We start from the raw sequence: 16928 nt of genomic DNA on the forward strand, positions 1-16928 counted from the left end.
ATGTTGAAAAGAAAACTCGTAATAATTATTTCTAGTTATTTTATGATGGCAAGCTGTCAAAATTATAAAGCAATACAAGCTGTTACCGTAGAAGATTTTTCTGAATTTGTACATGCTACTAACTATATAACTGATGCTGAAAAATTTGGTTGGTCTGTGGTACAACAGACTGTTCGTGATTTTAAGATCGTTACCGATGCTACTTGGAGATATCCTGATGGCCAGTACCCGTCCAAACCTAACGATCCAGTTACACAAGTCAGTTACAATGATGCAGTAGCTTATTGCAAATGGTCGGGCACACGATTACCAACATATAGCGAATATTGGAAAATAGCCTCAAAAGATCATCGACGTATTAATGTTTTCTATGATAGTATATTGCCTTCTAAGACCGTAAATTTGGTGGGAAATGTGTGGGAAATTACAGAGCCTAAAAATCAAAATGAAATTCGACTAGCCGGCGGTTCTTATTTGTGTAATAAAAATACCTGCGATGGTACTAACCGTGAACGTGAGTTGATTGTTGATCCTATGACCGGTAATATTCACGTTAGTTTTGCAGTAATCGTAAGTGAAAAAGAAGAATTATGAGAAGAATTATGTTTTCCACAGTACTTATGACACTTTTTATTATCTTTCATAGTTGTCAAAAACCTTCAAAAACAAACGAAAAAAAAGCTACGAAACCGAATGTTCTTTTTATTGCTATCGATGATCTAAACGATTGGATAGAACCTTATGACGGACACCCACAAACTAAAACTCCCAATCTTAAAGACTTCAGCCATCGGGCAATGACTTTTACCAATGCTCATGCTTCCGCTCCACTTTGTAATCCTTCTAGAGTAAGTCTTCTTACTGGACTAGACCCAAGAAATACTGGGGTAATTTCAAATAATGCTTTTTATCCATTCAGGAAATATGTTCCTGATGCAGAGACTTTAATCCAGTATTTCGAAAAAAATGGATACTACACCGCTGGATGGGGCAAAATCTTTCACAAAAATGACAGTCGAACAGAACCATGGGACGAATATACGTGGGCTTCCGGAAGGCCAAAACCGAAGAAGTTTCCTGCTCATAAAACAAAAATATTAATCGACAGTATCTATCGTTATTTTGATTGGGGGCCTGTTGATGCTCCAATAGAGAAATGGGGCGAGCATAAGGCAGCTCAAGGCGTTATTGATTTCCTGAAAACAAAGCACGACCAACCCTTCTTTGCTGCAGTAGGTTTTCGTTTACCACATCTCGCCTGGTGGATACCCCCGAAGTTTTACAAACCTTTTGACAACATAGAAACTAAAACCCCTAATTGGTCAGCAAGTGATTATGATGACATTCCTGATTTCGTAAAAAATTATAGTCCAAAAAATGAAAAAGGACATCATATAATTATAAGTAACGACCTTCATGCAAAAGCAGTTAAGAGTTACCTGGCGGCCATTCATTACGTTGATTATGAATTAGGCAGAATTCTCAATAATTTAAATGAAAGCGATCAGTATAAAAATACAATTGTTGTTATTTGGTCTGATCATGGTTTCCATTTAGGTGAGAAAATGTGGTGGCGTAAAAATTCATTGTGGGAAGAATCAACACGAGTACCTTTAATGATTCGTATTCCGGAAAAAACTAAAACTGCTTTGCAAACCAACCATCCCGTAAGCCTTTTGGATCTTTATCCTACTTTAGTCAGGTTATGTGGTCTTCCACAAAAGGCAGGATTGGACGGGCAAGACATTTCTCCATTAATAATCAACCCAGAAATAAAACTTAAACGTAATCATGTAGCTACCACTAGTGAAGCCGGAACTTCTTTACGAAATATTAATTTCAGATACACGCGTTACATAGATGGTTCTGAAGAACTATACGACCACAACGATGACCCTTCAGAAATTATCAATCTAGTCAATAATCCTAAATATCAAAACACTTTGAATGCAATGCAAAAGCTTTGGTTTGGTGTAAAAACCGATTGTCTATGAAAAATTTTTATCTATATATTGGTTTTTATATTGCCCTCACAAGTTCATGTAAACAAGCTGAAAAGACTACAATCTCAGCAGAAGAACGACTCAATATTCTGTGGATTGTTTCTGAAGATAACAGTCCTTGGCTTGGATGTTATGGCGATAGCATTGCCACCACTCCACATCTAGATCGATTGGCATCTAAAGGAATTCTTTTTACCAATGCTTATAGTAATGCCCCAGTTTGCGCACCCTCTAGAAATTCGCTTATCACCGGAATGTATTCCCCAGCTCTTGGAACGCAACATATGCGTTCGACTTATAAGATTCCAGATAGCATCCAATTTTATCCAAAGTTATTAAAAGAGGCAGGTTATTACACTTCAAACAATGTAAAAAAAGACTACAATACTACAGATCAACCCGAGGTTTGGAGCGAAAGTAGCAAAACGGCAACGTACAAAAATAGACCAGAAGGACAGCCCTTCTTTGCCATTTTCAATCTTCATGATACCCATGAAAGTCGTTTACACCGTGATAGTATTCCCCGAAATCATCGTCTTGAAGACATAAAGTTGTATCCATATCATCCTGATACGCCAGAAATGCGATCGGATTATGCTGTGTACTATGATCGATTACAAGATTTAGATACCAAAGTTGGCAAAATTCTCGATGAGTTGGAAAAAGAAGGACTCTCAGAAAATACGATTATTTTTTACTACAGTGATCATGGTGGTGCTGTTGCCGGTACAAAGCGTTTTGCTACGCAACAAGGGTTACACGTTCCACTAATTGTTAGAGTTCCAGAAAAATTTAAACATGTAACCAAATATAAACAGGGTGATAAAGTTGATAGACCCGTAAGTTTTATAGACTTTCCTCCTACGTTATTCAAACTGATCGGAGAAGACATTCCCGAACAATTTCAGGGCACTCCTTTTTTAAATCCTGAAAACGACAACAATCTGGTTTTCGGCTTTGCCGGACGAATGGATGAACGAATCAATATGGTGCGTACCGTCACCGATGGACGTTATCGATATATCCGCAATTATTTACCAAATCGATCCTACGGAGCCCATATACAAACCCTCTGGAAAGCAAAAGGAATGCAGAGTTGGTATAAGACATACCTTGAAGGAAAAACTAATAAAGAGCAATCAACTTTTTTCATACCCCGTCCATTCGAAGAATTATATGATCTCACAAAGGATCCTTATCAATTAAAGAACCTGGCAAACAACTCCTCTTTTTTTTATGTGAAATCAAAACTATCTGAAGCGTTAAGAAACTGGCAAGTTGAAAATAGGGATGCAGGATTTATACCTGAAGCTATGCTTCAAGAATTAAACAAAAATCAATTGGTCTATGAGTATACACATAGTGAAGCATATCCTATAGAGAAGTTGATTAATCTTACGGAAACTTTCTATAAAAAAAATGAAGTTGATCAAAATGAGTTGATCAAGAATTTTGAAAGTAAAAATCCTTTGATCAGATTATGGGCAGTTCAGGCTTTATTATTTACTGATAAGCTAAATTCTAAAACCTTAGCGACACTAAAAAAACTGCTCTATAACGAACCATCATACGTAGGTATTACAATTGCCGAAGTATTATTTCGAAATAATGAATACGAGTACGCAATAAATTATTTGCAAAAACAACTTAATAGCGATCAGCTAATTGTACGGGTTCAGGTTCTAAATACCATTAGTTTGCTAAATAAAGTTGGAAATGAAATGATACCACGCTTGCAACAGTTAGCAGAACAACGAAATGGGAAAAAGTTGCCGTACGATGCAAGATTAGCTACTCATATTTTAAAAACTAAATCATTATGAAGAGTTATAGGGATATTGCTGATTAATTTTAGAGTATTTTGAGAATGAAACGACGTGATTTTACAAAAATAACCGCACTAGGAGCTATAGGAACCTCAATCCTTGGCATTCCTTATGCCTGCAATGTGGCCAAAGGTGATAAAAAACCTAGCCTGATTAACAATCTGTATTATCGGGCCAATACCTTTCATTATAATCCTGCACATATCGCAGCCGATATGCAGTGGATGGCAGATCACGGCACCAATGCGCTAACTATGGCCATTTCTGAAGTCGATTTCAATACTGCAGAACAAAATATTGAAACTATCATCAATGAAGCACATAAAAGAGGAATCAAAGTTTTTTTTGTCACTTCGCGTTGGGCTGGGGTATTCGCGGGAGCTCCTAAAATGCCCAGTATCTTTGCTGCCAAAAATCCGCATACCTGGTCGCTAAACAAAAAAGGAAAACCCTATTTTCATAGTTCTGGGCCTATTTGTAGTATATACTATCCCGAGGTATTCAATTTTTTTATAGAACATCTTGACAAAGCTTTTATGACCTGGGATCTCGATGGAGTGGTTTGGGACGAACCTAAAGCATATCAATTGGATTATGCGCCAAACGCAAGAGAAACTTTAGGAGAGCGTCCTTCAGTAGAAACTCACGAAGCTAATTATTGCGAATTTATTTCAAAATTAAATGATCATATTCGTAATAAACATGGTAACAAAATCATCAACTTTTTTGCTTATCCTTATTTATCAAATTCATTTATAGAAGAGGCATCCAAAATCAGACATCTTGATTACTATGGTGCAGATGGCAGAGCCTACCCGAAGGCAGAAAAACCTGAAAGTTTTAGAGGAAAGAAATATTTAATTGGAGAAGGTAAAGTAGGAAAACGATACATCGAGAAAGCCACGGAAAAAAAATTAAAAAGTATGGTGCTGATAGAAAATTTTAATACTCAGATCCAAGAATACCCACTTCTGGAAAAACATCTTGATACGATTATTACGATGGCCGATCAGTTTGCTTACTACTACTATCCAAGAAGTTGTGCAGAACCAGACAAGGCTATGCAGCTAATTACTAAACATTTAAAAAAAATTGTGTAATGAAAAATAGTGTCATTCTTATTGTATTAAGCTTGTCCTTTCTATTTTTTGGATGCAAGGAAGATAAAAAGGAATTAAAGAACACTGATAGAGAAAATTATAATATTCTTTTTATTTCTGTCGATGACTTAAGACCGGAACTTGGCACATATGGGGTTAAAGGAATGATAACCCCAAATATAGATAGCCTTGCAAATAAAAGTTACCAGTTTAACAATGCTTTTTGTAACATTCCTGTATGTGGTGCCAGTCGAGCTAGTATTATGACAGGAATATATCCAGCGTTAAATCGTTTTGTAGACCACAAAGCAAGAGCTGATGAAGATGTTCCAGAGGCAATAACAATCCCTGCACATTTTAAAAAGAGTGGGTACAGCACATTTAGTTTAGGTAAAGTATTCCATTTTCCTGAAGACAGCCCCGAAAGTTGGTCTAAACCAGCATGGCAGCCACAAGTACCACATTTATCAAAAGATTATGTAATTCCTAAAAATCGTGCCCGTCAGGCCCAACCGGATAAAGCAGGTCCCTATTATGAGATAGCTGATGTTCCCGATAGTGTATACGTTGATGGTATGATTTCAAATAAGGCGATACGTGTATTAGACAGTTTAAAGGAGGTTGACAAACCTTTTTTCCTTGCTGTTGGATTTCTAAGACCCCATCTCCCTTTTAGTGTTCCTAAAAAATATTGGAACCTATATCCTGAAGAAGAAATCGAAATTCCTAATAACCGCTTCTGGCCAAAAGATGCTCCTGGTAAAAGACCCTTTGGTTTTGGTGAATTAAAAAAATACCAATATGTACCGAAGAAATATCCTGTACCCGATAGTATTGTTCACCGCATGAACCGAGGTTATCGTGCTAGTATATCTTATGTTGACCAAATGATTGGTGACGTTTTAAACAAGCTTAAAGAAACGGGTCAGGATAAGAATACCATCATCGTGTTGTGGGGTGACCATGGTTTTCATCTTGGAGAACATGATCTTTTTTGTAAACACGTCACATTTCAAAACACAATTCAGGTTCCTCTAATAATTAAGGTTCCGGATATGCAATCAGGTAAAAAAGTTGAGGGTATGGTGGAATACGTAGACATATTCCCTACTCTTTGTGAATTGACAGGATTACAAAAACCTGAAACTATTCAAGGAAAAAGTTTTATGCCTTTACTTAAAAACATAAAAGAAAAGGGCAAAGAATATATCTTTTCCCGATTTAAAACTACGGTTTCGGTCCGTTCGGATCGCTATTTCTATGTGCAGTTTATTGATGATAAAGGAATTTTTGTTAATGAGATGCTTTTTGATCATCAAACTGACCCCTACGAAAACCAAAATATTGCCCATTTGCCTGACATGGACGAAATCGTTACAGAGCTCAAAGAGATATTAGAGAAACATAATAAAACTATAAATTAAAAATGATGAAAAAAGTATTCTTATTTCTACTTCTGCCAATATTAGGAGTAGCTCAACAACATTATTTAGACTATCAATTACGCCTTGAACCCGTTTGGTCTCGTGTGGCCGATGCCTTAGGCGAACCTGGCTCGGTTGAAAGCGCAGAGTTTTCACCAAATGGAAAATTTATAGTAAGTGGTACCAAATACGACTATAGCGTTGTGATGTGGCGTACTAGTGACGGCGCAGAATTATGGAGAGCCTATCATCCTGCAGAGATTGAACGTGTAGGTTGGTCTAGTGATAACCAATACGTTGCCGCCTGTAGCGAAGACTTTAAAACTACCATTTACGAAGCACGAACCGGTAAAGTGGTTGAAACCATACAGCATAATCAAGGCATCGACGGACTGATATGGTCCAATAATAGCATGCTACTGGCGACCGGAGAAGAGTACAGTTATGATAAAGGCGGAAAAAAGCAAGGTTTCCTGGGAATCTATGATATGCAGAAACGCAAAGAGGTGGCAAAAATAAATTATGGAAGCACCATTAACGAACTATTTTTTACTGAAGATGATAAATATATTGTCGCAATAGGACATGCAGGTGTAAAAGTATATAACACTTCAAATTGGTCATTAGAAAAAGAATTATTTACTGAAAGCGATGTCATTTTTACTGCCGGAGGTTTTTCTCCCGATGGAAAATGGATTATTGCTGCCCAGAATAAACCAGTAAAAGGCACTATTCATCTTATTGATTGGAAAAAAGGCAAAATTAATAAGTCTTTTTCGCATATGGGAAAAAAGATTGAGACGGTAAGCTGGCATCCTAATGGAGAATATATTGCCTTCACTGGGCATGATCCACATATTTTTATCTATCGTGTTTCAGATATTAAAGATTACAGTGTAGATCAAATTCGTATAGCGGCACAAGTCTGGGCAGGTGATCATGCAGAGTATATTGATTTTAATAAAGATGGAAGTTTCTTGGTAAGTGCGCATCAAAATGGGTTGATCAAACTCTGGGCTTGGATGGGTGAAGATCCTAACCTCAACAAAAATCGTCACAAGGGAATCAAGAAAGACCAGATTTCACCCGACGCTTTAAAAAAATAATTGGCTAAAATGGAAATCAACTGTTTCTATTTCGGAAAATATGCCTATACGTTTGTTCCCTGGCAGATTGAGGAAGATATTGTGCGCATCAAAAATACAGGTGCACGCAGTATGACGCTAAATATAATCGAACAGGACTATAAAGCTGCCAGAGAGAACATTCTATTAGTGATTTCAATTGCTCAAAAGCACAACTTAAAGGTCTATTTTTTGCCAGACGGTTGGTGCAATATATTAGAGGGTGTTTCAGGGTTTCCCAGTGTTTTCGCAGTAAAAAACAGGAGTTCTTGCTTAAAAAATCCCGATGGAAAACTTCGCATAACAGATTTAGGACCTGTAGCCTCCCTTTCAGAAAAAACAACTATTAAATTCCTAAAAAGGAAATTGAAAGAGTGTTTCTCGGGATTTGGATTTGATGGAATGTTGTGGTATAAACCATTATTATATCAAAATATGGCTTCGGAAAATAAGTGTGAACAAATTTTTTCGGAATTAAATCTTTATATTAAAGACAACTTTGGTTTAGAAAAAACTATCGATTGGTATCGTAAAAAAGATGAGTCAGGCACACTAGATATAAATGAAATTAAAGGATTAAGATACTTTAATGACGATATACAAATTTTAGATCATCGCAATTACCATAACAAAGACATCGAAAACTTAGCTTCGGAAACCAAAACTCTTTTAAGAAAAAAACCAAAAATGTTTTGTTATTTTGATTATCCCCCCAATGTAGCATCACCTAAACGAAGTATGGAGATAATTACATCCGAATTGAAGTTGTAGTTTAGAGAATTATTTGGCTATTTGTTGCAACTTTTTTTCATTGATCTCCATCCCTAATCCGGGACTATGGGGTACCCGTAACTTACCATCAATAAGTTTCAAGTGCTGATCAGCATCAAAACAGGTCATTACTTCATCATAAGTGTCTAATTCTACATATTCTAGTAAAGGTCCTGCGTTGGATATGGAAGCCATCAAATGTAAAGCTGCAGCTGTACCTAAAGTTGGTTTGGTATTGTGTGGTACTATTTGTTTAAAAAAGATTTGAGCAACGGTAGCAATGCGTTTAACTTCAGTAATCCCTCCTGCTTTAATAAGATCGGGATTAATAATATCCGGATTTCCTTCCAAGATCAAATCCCGGAACTCCCAACGGGTGTAACATTTTTCGCCAGCCATCACTGGAATGTCCAAGGCATCAACTACTTCAGCTAAATCTTTATTATTTTCTCTAGGTACCGGGCTTTCAAAATACTTCATCCCCATTGCTTGTAATGCCTTCCCCACTTCAATAGCTCTTGAAGCCGTATACCCCTCATTTGGATCCACAAAAAGATCTATATCCTGTGGAAGCGCCTTTCGTACCGCTTCATAATATCGTAATGTTGGATCAGGTATCGGATTGAGATTATATTCCCTGATTTGCATACGTAACTTAATAGTCTTATAACCTAAAGATGCTACTTTTAATGCCCTTTCCACCGCCTTTTCAACAGGAATTTTTCCTCCTTTAAGCGGAATCCCACAATAGGCAGGTACTTCGGTTAGGAATCGCCCACCAAGTAAATTATACACCGGTTGATTCAGGATTTTTCCTTTGATATCCCACAATGCCAAATCTATCCCTGCAATAGCATAGCTCAACGCCCCAGAAGGTCCCAAATCATGATTTTCCCAAAACAACCTATTCCAGATCAATTCCGTATCAAATGGGTTCATACCGATGATAGTCTTCGGCATTGTCTTCAAAATAAAAGACTCAACAACTTCCATAGGACTGTTGGAGCTGGCCTCTCCCCAACCGGTCACACCTGCATTGGTTTCAATCTTTATGAAAATAGCACGCTTAACTCTAAAGGTGCTTACATGGGTAATTTTAATATCGCTTGGTGTATCTGCAGGTATTAAAGTTAACGAATTCTCTACAAGCTCATTAGTAAAAGAACTTGTAGTTGCTATTGCAGTTGCTGTAGCAGAAAGCCCTAGAGCTGTTATAAATTTACGTCGATCAAAACTTTTCATCATTCACTGTTTTTTATTTCTCTACGCTGTACGTAAAACTTATTTCTTCCTTAAATCCTTCTGCCGGAGTGGTTATCTTCATTACAATGGGATAGGTATACAATCCAGGAAACGGAAACCAATATTTATCTTTGTCTTTTCCTACCTCAAGCGTAACATTACCCTCGTTAATTTTAAACAACACATTACTATTAGGAGAGGTAATCCGAACTGCTTTGTTATCTATCTGAATAACTTTTACTCCTTCATTCAGTACGATGGGTTCTATAATCTGCACGTTAGGTTTGCGGTCATGATAGCGTATTGTTATTTTCTTGGTTAAAGACTGATCCTTAATTATATAATCATATTTGTAGGCCACGCCCCCGGGCAAGAATTCCTTATCACTTAATTCTCCTGAGGTTTTGATTTGTATAACATCAGACCGCTCATCAATAAATATATGGGACTTTGTATCATATAGATTGGTAAAATATCCGGTTTTATTTCTAAATTCAATTCTTGGAGTTAAAGAGCGAAGTGAATCTTCAATCGGCGGCATATGAATCGTTTCACCACGTACATACTGGGTTTGTGAAGCAGTGGTAAGCATGCCAAAATCTTTTAGCCATAGATTCAACATGGCTCCTCCACGAGGGAAATGCCGATATTTATCTTTTCCCCAACCGGTATAATCGTGGTAATCATAGGAGGAGACCGTTGCCATCCAATCTCCTTTGCGAAGTGTGGCCACTTTAATGGTAGGAAAGTATTTCACCCAATCTCCCTGATCGGCAGGAATCGCTTTTGTTTCCCCGTTTTGATGGTTTCCGTATTCTAGGGCTAAAGCCAAGTTTTTTGCCCTGGCAAAGGTAGGGTACAGATTCGGTTTCCCGGTTTTACTACCAAAAGCCCAAACATCTCGCCCATAACCTACTAATCCATCTTTGATAGCCGTTCTCAGGTATTCCAAATTACGAAAAGCTGCTGTCTGATAGGCTGAGTTTTCATTAGCAAACAAGCTAAATAGAATTTGTGAACCATCTGCTGTTTTGGTGCCATATCCTGTCCATTTATAAGATCTGGCTCCCCAGGAACCATTTATAATTCCGTTGGGGTATACAAAATGGATCACCTTTGATAATGATTTGCGTACGTAGTCCTCGACCTTTTTGTCTCCGGTGAAACGGGCGTATAGTGTTAACCCCCATAACGACATATCCATCTGATAACTTAGATCCACCCCATATTTTACTCCGTGAGTACGTGCAGCTTCCCCATGAATAAACTGGTCTTCATCCATTTTGGCGATGGTTTGCCAGGCCAGTTTTTTCGCTTTTTCTTTAAAAATATCTTCCTGAAGCACATTCTTCCATAACATTGCCATCGTTCCAGAAGAAGTAGGAACATAGTTGATACTGGCAAAATCAGGCTTCATTTTTTCAACCAAGTACATCCCTGCAGCCCGCATAGAAGTTTCCCAATTATTTTTTTCTTCTTTTGAAAGATGCTTCTTTAATTCGGGATAAGCGGCTGCCATCATTAACAACTGATCTGCTGTAGTGCCTGTCCATTCCCAGGGATTTTCGATCCACTCCCCGGTCTTTTCTTGTTTTGTAATTAGCCAATTTCCTAAATCTATAGCGGCTCTAAGGTATTTTTTATCGTTGGTATACTGATACATTACCGTAAAGGGATACAATGCTTCGGCAGCTCTGGTATAATAGATATCATTTTCAGGATCCAGAAGACCACCAAACTCCAGGCTATTTTTATCTAAATTTTGTTGTTTCAGTAAGGCCTCACATAATTCCTTAAGCGTTACAAAGTATTCTTTTTCGATATTAGTATCAAAAATATTTTGCGCGTTTCCTATTTCAAAAAAGAAGAACACAAATAGCAGTATGGGTAACTTTGGCTTTTTCACACGTCTAAACTTTTTAATGTTTGTTTCATTGGTTATCTTTATTAACACGTTCCTGCCAGGCTTCAAAAGCAGCATTCATTTCTAATACTTTATCGGGCATCACAGCAGCCAGGTTGTATGTTTCGCCGGCATCCCTAGACAGGTCATATAACTCCCATTGCTCTGTTTTTTCACGGACGATTTTCCAATTACCTTTACGTACTGCCGCACCATCTGCCCATTCGAAAAAAAGCGGACGGTCGATCATCAATCTATCTTTTTCGCTCATTTTCATATGAGGAGGATATGTATTACGGGCAAAGGATAGACCTTCTAAAGGAAAAATGGTATCATTCTTTGGATAACTATGCCCGGCAGCTTTCAATAGAGTTGGAAACACATCAATGAAGTGACCGTAAAATGTATCATTGATCATTCCTTTTGAATTCATCTCTGGCCAGCTCAAAATCGCAGGGGTATTAATTCCTCCTTCATAGCTATTATTTTTATACATCCTAAAAGGTGTATTGCTCACGTTGGCCCAATCACTACCCAGTGATGTCCATTGTCCTACAGTACCTATATTTCCATTTCCGGGAATCTCAACCACCTCGGCACTGCTACCGTTATCAGAAAGGAACAACACTATTGTGTTTTGTAATTTTTCCTGTGATCTAAGCGTATTAAGTACTCGTCCAATATTATAGTCCATCCGATCGATCATCGCAGCGTAGATAGCCATTTTCAGATCTTCTTTATCCTTTTCTTTTTCAGATAGACTCTCCCAAGGTACGTATATTGGTTCTGAAAGTTTAAAATCTTGCGGGATCAATCCCAATTCTTTTTGTTTTGCAAAACGTTGCATTCTAATGGTCTCATACCCGACTTTGTATTTTCCCCTGTATTTTGCTATATCTTCAGGCCAAGCCATTAACGGGTCGTGTGGTGCGGTATACGATAAATATAAAAAGAAAGGCTTTGTCTCTTTTTCTGAGGTTTCTATCCAATCTAAAGCTGCCGTAGTAAATGCATCGGTAGAGTAGTAGGTACTGTCTGGTGTGTAGGGCTCATAACGTTTTCCGTCTACATAAAAAGGACGAATACGTTTCTGAGCAGGCTTAGGTTCTCCGGGACGCCTTTCTCCCGGATTGAATTGATTAGCTGCGCCACTAAGTAGCCCGTAATATTTATCAAATCCTTTGTCTGTCGGCACGTCTACGCCGTGATGTTTCCCGGACATCCAAGTCATATACCCCGCTTCTTTCAAAGAAGCTGCTATGGTAGTGCTATTTCTCCATGTATTCTGCCAAGTACGTCCTGCCCCGACTTGCTGAGCATATAAACCGGTTAATAAAGCCGCTCTGGAAGGAAAGCATTTAGAAGTATTATAAAACTGTGTAAACCGAAGTCCGTTGTATGCCAGACTATCTAATACAGGAGTATTAATTTCACTTCCGTAGCAACCCAGATCTGACCAACCCATATCGTCTGCCAGAATCAAGATAATATTGGGCTTTTGAAACTCTTTTTTTTCTGACTGCCCATGAATTTGTTTTTTATTTTCCTTACACGAGAAAATAAGAAAGGCTAACAATATTAGGGATATTTCTCTTATCATTAGAATTCGATTTGTTAATCGCCTAGTATTTTTCCCCAGGCGTCTTTAGAAATAGTACTTTTTAAATAGTCACCGCAGGCAAAAGACAGATTACAGCCTTCTTGAAGTGCCTTGGCATGCTGAGACTTCGCCTCGGAGTTAAGACTTGGTTTCAAATCTATCTGCCCAGCTATAGTAAACATTTGTATATCTTTAGCTGTTTTGATTATAAGATCCTCTTCATTGTAAAACTGAGGGGTTAGAATGTATTTTTCAATTTTCTCAGGATTAGGATTACAATATATCTTAGCATATTTTTCGTCATTATCTGCAGATTCATGATGCAAATCAATAACGTCTCCAATCCATTTTTCGGCATCTGAAAATTCAGCTTTGTATGTATGCATTCTAAGTAAATTACGTTCTCTCATCAAACGAAAACCTTCCTTTACCGAATCATAACTCTCTTTTTTCAATGACTTAGTTATCGGGATTCGATTTTTTTCTTCGCCTGCGTTTTGAAGCATTTTAATAAGATAACAGTCCCGGTATATGTCTTTTTCAGAAATACCTTGTGATGTTTCAGAAGAACTATGAATGAATTTAGTATGTGCCTTACCTACCAGCAACCCAAAATATAAAGATATCTTTTGGCTAAACCATTTACTTTCAGGATTTTCCTTAATTTCGTATTTTAGATAATCTATAATCTTTAATAGATCTTGAGAACCAACTTTCCATCCCATTCCTAGCTGAAAATATTCATAGTTATGGTGTAATGCTTCCCTGACCGTTTTATCCAAATTAGATACTTGTAATACTTTATGTAGGTCATCACCCCATAAAAATGGAGATAGAGAAATGTCATTATTTGGGCTCAGGTTGACTTGTTCTACGATCGTACCCGAAAATAATTCAGAGGGGTTTACCAAGAAAGTCCCAAGGCCTGCGATTAGAGAAGTTCCTATGAATTGTCTTCTTTCCATAATTAGTATTATTTAATTCTATGAACCTATATTGGCTCCGCCACACGGTAAAATACACCAGGGCTTGCCTCGAAATTAAAAATTGGTTTCTAACGAATGCCCCTTGGGCTTGCCCTGAGGCAGTTTACTTTTTGTTCTGGTTTTCTACCAAATCAATGTAGTATTGAAGTTTTTGCTTATGTTTTTCTCCTCTTCTATGCCTTTTAGAAGCAACCTCAATATTGATTTTCTTTTCAAAAAAATCACTGTCTGCTCTCATAAACTGGTGACCCAGTTTTAATGCCTGAGCATACAGGCTTTGTTTTTCTGCTTTAGCCAGAGCCTCTTCCAATGAAAATTTAGGTGTTTCCTTATTTTTTATATTCCGTACAAGCTGAATAATTTCATTCTTAGGATTATATACATTAGGATCCTCGATTAATTTATTGATTAGATATGCATCTCCATTGTAATACGCTTTGCTATATCTATCCAAATCGACATAAAAAGATTGCTTCTCCTGGTTCAAGCTCTTCCAGTCTTCCTTCCATTGTTTTTCTGTTTTAGGAAAAAAAGTTTTAATCTGTGCTAAATCTACCATCATTTTGCCCGAAATAACTTTTTCAATTTTGCTAACAGGAAGATAACGTGATGCAGAATGTTCAGAAAGGTTATAACTCAAAATATGAGGATGAAAAGGCTCTTCTGTACCAAGATCAAAAACGTGCGTAAAAGTGACCACATCGTGATAAATTGCAGAATTTGAAGGCGAAGGCCTTTCTTCTACATAGTGATCGAGATTTGTAATTCTACAAATAGGTTTAAAAATTCGATCTGCAGCCAGATGCCCGGACCAACCTAAAACATAAGACATTTTTTCGCTTCTGAGATCATCGTTCTTCCAGTCGTCTCTCCATTTTTCTAAAAGTGGAAGGATAAACTTATCTCCTGATCGGCTTACACTTCCTAACCTAAGAGCCTCTGGAAATTTTTGGATGCAATTCAAAATTGTCTTGCTGAATTCGGGATCAAGACTCACTAATCTAGCACAATCTTCAGCTACTGCAATATGTGTTATTCTTTCTGACATGGCTAAAAAAAATTTTTAGTTATCTACTTTATAAGTATATTTTTTCTCCATTTCATCATAATATGCTTTTAAAACATGAAATGCGTCTTTTTTAAAACCTCCATCAGAGATCAATCCCTTTCGATTCCAACCATCCTGAATAATGGGGAGATTTCTACGTGGTGATCTAAAATCTGCCAGAATCCAAGGAGTCATGCCTCTTAGCGTAGGAATCTTTTTAAGCATCTTGATTTGTTCCTCGTACAGATATTTTTGGTAATCTTCTGTCCATCGTGTTAGTTTATCTCCGTGATAATTATACAAAGCTCCACCTCCGAATTCGCTCACAAAGAATGGCTTATCTGACGGTAAATCCCAGGTTACTTCACTACATCTTGCTGGCAAACCAGAGTACCAACCAATATATTCATTACAGGCGAGCATATCCACGTCTACCGCAAAAGGATCCGGAATTTTTACGGTGTTTGCTGTACTTTTTTCATCTCTTTCGAGCGCAGCACTAATAAAACGAGTGTCGTCGATTGCTAATGCAATATCTTTAAGTTTTTTAAGAAAGATTAATCTTGATTCGACTTCTGGAGTTTCATTGGCTACAGACCAAACAATAACACTCGCTCTATTTTTATCACGATGCACGAGGGTTTCGAGTTGCGACTTAGCCTGATTAAAAGCTACCGGATTTTCGTAATCGATCCCCCAATATACCGGGATTTCTTCCCAAAGCAATAATCCCAATTGATCTGCTAACCTAGGCATATTTTCGTTATGGGGATAATGCGCTAGCCTAACGAAATTACAATTTAATTCTTTTGCCCATCCAAAAAGCATTGTTGCATCCTCGATACTGTGGGCACGTCCTTTCCGCAAGGGGTTTTCTTCGTGAAGGCTAATTCCCCTAAGAAAAATAGACTTTCCATTTAAAAGAATGTCATCTCCTTTTGCTTCAATAGTTCTGAAACCGATTTGATCTGTTATCTTATCCGTTCCAGAAGTTATGGTGACATCATATAATTTTGGTCTTTTGGGATACCATTTTTTTAATTTTTTGGCAGAAAAATCAAACTCATAGTTACCTTCTGAATTTGTCATTCCTTCTATTTTTATTTTCACTTCGGGAATTTCAATCGTTACCTTCTGAGTTTTCAGATCTCCTCCTAATTGTAGGTATCCTTTTACGCTATCGGGAGTATCTTTATCCAGCTGAATAGCGTAATCCTGAATATAGGTTTTAGGAACCTCGATTAGCTTTACACTTCGTGTAATTCCGCCATAATTCCACCAATCTGTAGTCAAATTTGGCACTCTGTTTTTCTCACGTCTGTTATCAACCCTAACAACTAGTGAGTTATCTTTAGATTTCAGTAGCTGCGTGATATCAAAATTGAAAGGGTCATAACCTCCAAGATGTTGTCCTACTTTCACTCCATTGAGATACACGTCCGTTTGATAATTGGCTGCTCCAAAATAGAGAATCAATCTTTTATCTTCTTGCAGTTCATTATCAAATTTTGTCCTGTACCATAGAGAGCCTTCATAATATTGTAACTTTTCCTTCTGCGAATTCCAATCTCCCGGTACGGCAATTTCATCACTAAGTTCAAAATTATATTCGATCCTGTCCCATCTATTTTTCATCTGCTTATCGGTATAATAGGGTTTTGCGGATTCTTTTGTGGATTCTGCCTGATCAAAAGGCGTCCAATTTCGGTGATTTCTATATCCTGTTTCGTAAGGATCAATTACAAATTTCCAATTACCATTGAGCAATGTAGCCGGACGATTATAAGCGTTATGCAATAATGGAAGGTATCGGTTTTCTTGTTGGGATGATACATTATATACAGATAACAGAAAACTAAAAAAAATAGTAATAGTTTTGAGTAATTTCATTGTAGCGACTT

The 16928-nt window shown here is 37.4% G+C and carries 13 protein-coding genes; 7 read left to right on the top strand and 6 right to left on the bottom strand.

Features of this window, described 5'->3' with window-relative positions:
• Genes ACFSJT_RS12320 through ACFSJT_RS12350 form a run of 7 tightly spaced genes read left to right on the top strand, consistent with a single transcriptional unit; the run spans window position 1 to window position 8248 of the window.
• Complete coding sequence (locus ACFSJT_RS12320) at window positions 1-594, top strand: SUMF1/EgtB/PvdO family nonheme iron enzyme (RefSeq protein ID WP_378320580.1); 594 nt, start codon at window positions 1-3, stop codon at window positions 592-594.
• Window positions 591-1994, top strand: coding sequence for a sulfatase (locus ACFSJT_RS12325; protein WP_378320581.1), 1404 nt, complete (start codon window positions 591-593; stop codon window positions 1992-1994). The genes ACFSJT_RS12320 and ACFSJT_RS12325 overlap by 4 nt, the downstream gene beginning before the upstream one ends.
• On the top strand, window positions 1991-3826 hold the full coding sequence (locus ACFSJT_RS12330) for a sulfatase-like hydrolase/transferase (protein ID WP_378320582.1): 1836 nt from the start codon (window positions 1991-1993) through the stop codon (window positions 3824-3826). Before ACFSJT_RS12325 ends, ACFSJT_RS12330 begins: the two co-directional genes overlap by 4 nt.
• A 44-nt stretch (window positions 3827-3870) precedes the next feature.
• Complete coding sequence (locus tag ACFSJT_RS12335; protein ID WP_378320583.1) at window positions 3871-4929, top strand: hypothetical protein; 1059 nt, start codon at window positions 3871-3873, stop codon at window positions 4927-4929.
• A complete protein-coding gene (locus tag ACFSJT_RS12340) occupies window positions 4929-6353 on the top strand; it encodes a sulfatase (protein ID WP_378320584.1) in 1425 nt (474 codons plus the stop codon). Before ACFSJT_RS12335 ends, ACFSJT_RS12340 begins: the two co-directional genes overlap by 1 nt.
• Window positions 6354-6355: 2 nt before the next feature.
• Complete coding sequence (locus ACFSJT_RS12345; RefSeq protein ID WP_378320586.1) at window positions 6356-7459, top strand: WD40 repeat domain-containing protein; 1104 nt, start codon at window positions 6356-6358, stop codon at window positions 7457-7459.
• Window positions 7460-7468: 9 nt separating this feature from the next.
• Entirely contained in the window at window positions 7469-8248 is a 780-nt protein-coding gene (locus tag ACFSJT_RS12350) for a hypothetical protein (protein WP_378320587.1), read from the top strand.
• 9 nt (window positions 8249-8257) lie between these two features.
• Here the strand turns inward: ACFSJT_RS12350 and ACFSJT_RS12355 are convergent, their stop codons facing one another.
• The 6 genes from ACFSJT_RS12355 to ACFSJT_RS12380 form a co-directional block, all read right to left on the bottom strand.
• Entirely contained in the window at window positions 8258-9493 is a 1236-nt protein-coding gene (locus ACFSJT_RS12355) for a mandelate racemase/muconate lactonizing enzyme family protein (RefSeq protein WP_378320588.1), read from the bottom strand.
• Between the two features lie 10 nt (window positions 9494-9503).
• Entirely contained in the window at window positions 9504-11396 is a 1893-nt protein-coding gene (locus ACFSJT_RS12360) for a hypothetical protein (protein ID WP_378320589.1), read from the bottom strand.
• Window positions 11397-11421: 25 nt separating this feature from the next.
• On the bottom strand, window positions 11422-12993 hold the full coding sequence (locus tag ACFSJT_RS12365; protein ID WP_378320590.1) for an arylsulfatase: 1572 nt from the start codon (window positions 12991-12993) through the stop codon (window positions 11422-11424).
• 14 nt (window positions 12994-13007) lie between these two features.
• A complete protein-coding gene (locus ACFSJT_RS12370) occupies window positions 13008-13958 on the bottom strand; it encodes a hypothetical protein (protein WP_378320591.1) in 951 nt (316 codons plus the stop codon).
• A 124-nt stretch (window positions 13959-14082) separates the two neighbouring features.
• Window positions 14083-15027 carry a hypothetical protein gene (locus ACFSJT_RS12375; protein ID WP_378320592.1) on the bottom strand — a complete coding sequence of 315 codons (945 nt, stop codon included), beginning with the start codon at window positions 15025-15027 and terminating at the stop codon, window positions 14083-14085.
• Between the two features lie 15 nt (window positions 15028-15042).
• Window positions 15043-16917 (bottom strand): glycoside hydrolase family 2 protein, encoded by a 1875-nt coding sequence (locus ACFSJT_RS12380; protein WP_378320593.1) that lies wholly within the window; start codon window positions 16915-16917, stop codon window positions 15043-15045.
• Window positions 16918-16928 lie beyond the last annotated feature (11 nt).

Source organism: Aquimarina celericrescens (assembly GCF_042682765.1).
GTDB lineage: Bacteria > Bacteroidota > Bacteroidia > Flavobacteriales > Flavobacteriaceae > Aquimarina > Aquimarina celericrescens.

What these genes read in the sequence shown, in the direction of transcription:
- ACFSJT_RS12335 (WP_378320583.1), top strand. Translation starts at nt 3,871, where the DNA reads ATGAAACGACGTGATTTTACAAAAATAACCGCACTAGGAGCTATAGGA.
- ACFSJT_RS12350 (WP_378320587.1), top strand. Translation starts at nt 7,469, where the DNA reads ATGGAAATCAACTGTTTCTATTTCGGAAAATATGCCTATACGTTTGTT.
- ACFSJT_RS12320 (WP_378320580.1), top strand. Translation starts at nt 1, where the DNA reads ATGTTGAAAAGAAAACTCGTAATAATTATTTCTAGTTATTTTATGATG.
- ACFSJT_RS12340 (WP_378320584.1), top strand. Translation starts at nt 4,929, where the DNA reads ATGAAAAATAGTGTCATTCTTATTGTATTAAGCTTGTCCTTTCTATTT.
- ACFSJT_RS12365 (WP_378320590.1), bottom strand. Translation starts at nt 12,993, where the DNA reads ATGATAAGAGAAATATCCCTAATATTGTTAGCCTTTCTTATTTTCTCG.
- ACFSJT_RS12325 (WP_378320581.1), top strand. Translation starts at nt 591, where the DNA reads ATGAGAAGAATTATGTTTTCCACAGTACTTATGACACTTTTTATTATC.
- ACFSJT_RS12370 (WP_378320591.1), bottom strand. Translation starts at nt 13,958, where the DNA reads ATGGAAAGAAGACAATTCATAGGAACTTCTCTAATCGCAGGCCTTGGG.
- ACFSJT_RS12375 (WP_378320592.1), bottom strand. Translation starts at nt 15,027, where the DNA reads ATGTCAGAAAGAATAACACATATTGCAGTAGCTGAAGATTGTGCTAGA.
- ACFSJT_RS12355 (WP_378320588.1), bottom strand. Translation starts at nt 9,493, where the DNA reads ATGATGAAAAGTTTTGATCGACGTAAATTTATAACAGCTCTAGGGCTT.
- ACFSJT_RS12345 (WP_378320586.1), top strand. Translation starts at nt 6,356, where the DNA reads ATGATGAAAAAAGTATTCTTATTTCTACTTCTGCCAATATTAGGAGTA.
- ACFSJT_RS12380 (WP_378320593.1), bottom strand. Translation starts at nt 16,917, where the DNA reads ATGAAATTACTCAAAACTATTACTATTTTTTTTAGTTTTCTGTTATCT.
- ACFSJT_RS12330 (WP_378320582.1), top strand. Translation starts at nt 1,991, where the DNA reads ATGAAAAATTTTTATCTATATATTGGTTTTTATATTGCCCTCACAAGT.